This is a genomic window from Arcicella sp. (assembly GCF_964672035.1).
In genome coordinates this window covers 1-3,403 of sequence record NZ_CBABQS010000170.1, presented here as the reverse complement: position 1 = coordinate 3,403, position 3,403 = coordinate 1, and the positions used below count along the sequence as shown (strand labels likewise).

Annotated in this window: 2 protein-coding genes; both read right to left on the bottom strand. The window is 34.4% G+C overall.

Annotated elements, in window-relative coordinates; all coding sequences use genetic code 11:
• Window positions 1–314 precede the first annotated feature (314 nt).
• Window positions 315–1,082: an SUMF1/EgtB/PvdO family nonheme iron enzyme gene (locus tag AC1W31_RS20925; protein ID WP_481736447.1), complete on the bottom strand. Its 768-nt coding sequence runs from the start codon at window positions 1,080–1,082 to the stop codon at window positions 315–317.
• 90 nt (window positions 1,083–1,172) lie between these two features.
• Entirely contained in the window at window positions 1,173–2,879 is a 1,707-nt protein-coding gene (locus AC1W31_RS20920) for a sulfatase family protein (protein WP_481736446.1), read from the bottom strand.
• Between the last annotated feature and the right edge of the window lie 524 nt (window positions 2,880–3,403).

The following is a 3,403-nucleotide window of genomic DNA, read 5'->3' as shown; positions in this document are numbered from 1 at the left end:
TGGTTCTTCGTCAATTTTGGTGAAAAGTAAATATATTGTTTTATGTGAATTTATTCCAACCTTTAAAATGCTATTTTCAGTTAAATACCAGATATTCTTTCAAAAAGTATTTCTATGCAAAACGCCTAAATGATAGTCCTCACCAAATTTGTCGAGGAACCAATTTCGCTTCATGCTATAGCAATGGATGTAGCGTTCTGTAAAACCAAAACTGTTGTAAATAATCAATCATTTATCTAATGTCAATATTGACGAGATTAGAAATAAATTTTAGTTTGTTTTAAAAGTGAAAACTTGATTTTTTTATGGGAACTTTAAAACAAGTCCTCATTTGTATTTCTAACGCACCTAAAACCGGTATGGCAAAGGCTTGTTTCGGCAGTACATGTTGAAATACCACCAGTTTTAAATCCGTGACAAACCAATGGGTCGCAAAGAAAAGAGCCACCACGTTGATTTTTCTCTTTTGGTTTTTCTATTGAATTGTCGTTACACCATTGCCATACGTTACCTTCTATATCTACCAAGTTGAGTTTATTTTTACCAAAATACCCCACAGGAGAAGTAGTCAAAAAACCATCTTCAATGGTGTTTTTATCAGGAAAGTTACCTTGCCAAAAATTGGCTTTATATTGATTGCCTTCTTTGTAATTTTCGCCCCAAGTATAGGTGTTTTTTTCATTTTCATTTCCATTTTTTTGGGCTAATAAAAATTCTTGACTGGTGGGAAGTCGCTTTTTAGCCCACTTACAATAAGCAGTAGCATCATTCCAAGAAACTTGCGTTACGGGGTGATTGGAGGCGGCCTTGGGTTCATTTTTACCAAAAGGATATTCCCAAGTTGCCCCTTCAACCAAATTCCAAATACCAGTTTCAAAATCAAAAACACCAGCATTACCAAATTTTTCGGTTTGGGTCTTGAAATGTGTTTTTTCAATAAATTCGCTAAATTGGGCTACGGTAACTGGCGAAACATCCATCCAAAAATCTTTAATCTCTGCATTTCCTTTAACCAGCACCATTCCATTTTTTTCAATAGGCGGGTTATTACAGCTCGAAAATGAACCTATTAACAATGCCATTATAAAGCCATTTTTAAAATTTAGATTATACATTTGGTTTCATTAAAAAATTAAAAACTGTTTTTCAAAGAGTGCCTATTTTAAAGGCTTTTACTTTTTCTTTTTAGATTTTTCCCACTTTTTGATTATACCATCCATAATAATTTTTTCTACACCGAATACTTTACCTTTTTGGACTAATGGCATAAAATCATCAACGTATTTTTGGCTAATGGTTTCATTATCACCATATTGCTTTCTGAGGGCGTCAAGTTTCTGATGCATATCTTTCCTTATTTTGCCATATTTTTGGTCATTATAATAATTGTGCTGTTCATTGGGATCTTTTTTTCTATCAATCAATTCCCAGTAATTATTGTCAAAATAATAATGTATAAGCTTATAGTTTTTGGTGATGGCGGCATAGTGTCGGTTAACATTATGCTCTGAAGGATGCTCATAATAATGGTAATATACGGCATCTCTTTTCCAATTTTTCATGTTACCTGTTAGCACAGGCAACAAACTTTTACCCTGCATATCGGCAGGTTGCTTTACACCGGCTATGTCTAAAAATGTTTGAGCAAAATCAAGGTTCTGTACCAAGGCATCGGATTTACTACCTGCTTTGATGTGATTTCTCCATGAAATAAGTAATGGTGTTTTAAAACTTTGGTCATAGACAAAACGCTTGTCAAACCAGCCATGCTCACCCAAATAAAAACCTTGGTCAGAAGTATAAACAATGATGGTGTTATCCATTAAATTATTTGCTTCTAAATAGTCAAGCACTCGACCTACATTTTCGTCCACAGATTTGATAGTTCCGAGGTAATCTTGCATATATCTTTGGTATTGCCATTTAGCAAGGTCCTTATCTGTCATGGTTGGATACCGTTTTTTAAATTCATCCATAACAGGCTTATAGGCAGCATCAAAATTCGCTTTTTGAGGGGTATCCAACCTGCCAATTTCGGTTTTATACCTTATTTTATCCACGCCAATTTCCTTTAAACCTAATTCATCCATTATTTCAGGATTTACTTTGCTATCGCCTGCCCAGCCCATATTGCCATGTATGTTCATTTGGGCAACTTCGGCAGCGGGCATTCCTTCGTGTGAATCAAATAAAGTAGCTGGCTCAGGGAATTTTTTCTGGGTGAATGCTTTCATGTGCCTTTCAGCCATAAGCCATGAACGGTGCGGAGCTTTATGCAAATACATAAGCATAAAAGGCTTATCCTTTTTACGCTCTTTTTGAAGCCAGTCAAGCGTCATATCTGTTATAATATCTGTTACATATCCACTTACTTTGATGTTACCTTCCTGCTTAGTGATAAAATCTGGATTATAATAATTGCCTTGGTCGGGTAATATTTTAAACTGGTCAAAGCCTTTTGGACTATTTCCAAAATGCAATTTACCGAACATAGCCGTTTGATAACCAGCTTTTTGAAGTAATTGGGGAAAAGTGACGTTTGTGGTATCAAAAGCAGAAACATTATCAACCTTACCATTTTTATGAGAGTGTTTACCTGTAAGAATAGTAGCTCTGGATGGCGCACAAATGGAGTTGGTTACACAAGCATTGGTAAAAAGCATACCTTTTTTTGCAATTCTATCAATATTGGGGGTTTCAATAAGCGTATGGTCATAAGCTGAAATAGCCTGATAGGCATGGTCGTCCGACATAATAAACACTATATTTGGTCTTTTAGCATTTTGGGCTATGCAAGCATAGTTAAGAGCCACATTTACAAAAATTATTAAAAGAGTGAATACTTTCCAATAATTTTTTTGAGAGTACGGATTCAGCATAATAATATGTTGTTTTGAAAGTGTTCTGGGAAATTTACAAACATAAATATGTTAGGGAAATCATCAGACAGCAATATAGGAATTGTTTGTTCAAATAAATGATATGAGAATGGAATTATCAATAATCGGTGAAGAGTATTTTAGATTTAACAGCAGATTAAATACATTAACAAATATTATTTAGTTGACCTATCCTATAATTTACAATTTTGAATGATTTTTGTAGGGAATTAAGGATAAAAAATAAGATAATAGGTCTAATTCCATTACCCCAATGAGTATTGCGTTTAAAATGGTTCTTCGTCAATTTTGGGGAAAGCTGTATTTTTAGCTTAGTTTTGGCGGATGGAACAATCACTATTTTTACCTTCTGAGCTGGATTTTACGTTACTCAAATTTCAAAATACTACCACAAATATTGATTTCGAGGTGTGCAGCTGTCAAATTTCCAGTTGTTGTCCTCTGTGTCATACCATTAGCTTCAAAATTCATAGTAGATACGCACGAACGATTGGAGATTTGCC

Excerpts from the sequence above, each read along its gene's own strand:
- AC1W31_RS20925 (WP_481736447.1), bottom strand. The coding sequence starts at position 1,082 with ATGGCATTGTTAATAGGTTCATTTTCGAGCTGTAATAACCCGCCTATT.
- AC1W31_RS20920 (WP_481736446.1), bottom strand. The coding sequence starts at position 2,879 with ATGCTGAATCCGTACTCTCAAAAAAATTATTGGAAAGTATTCACTCTT.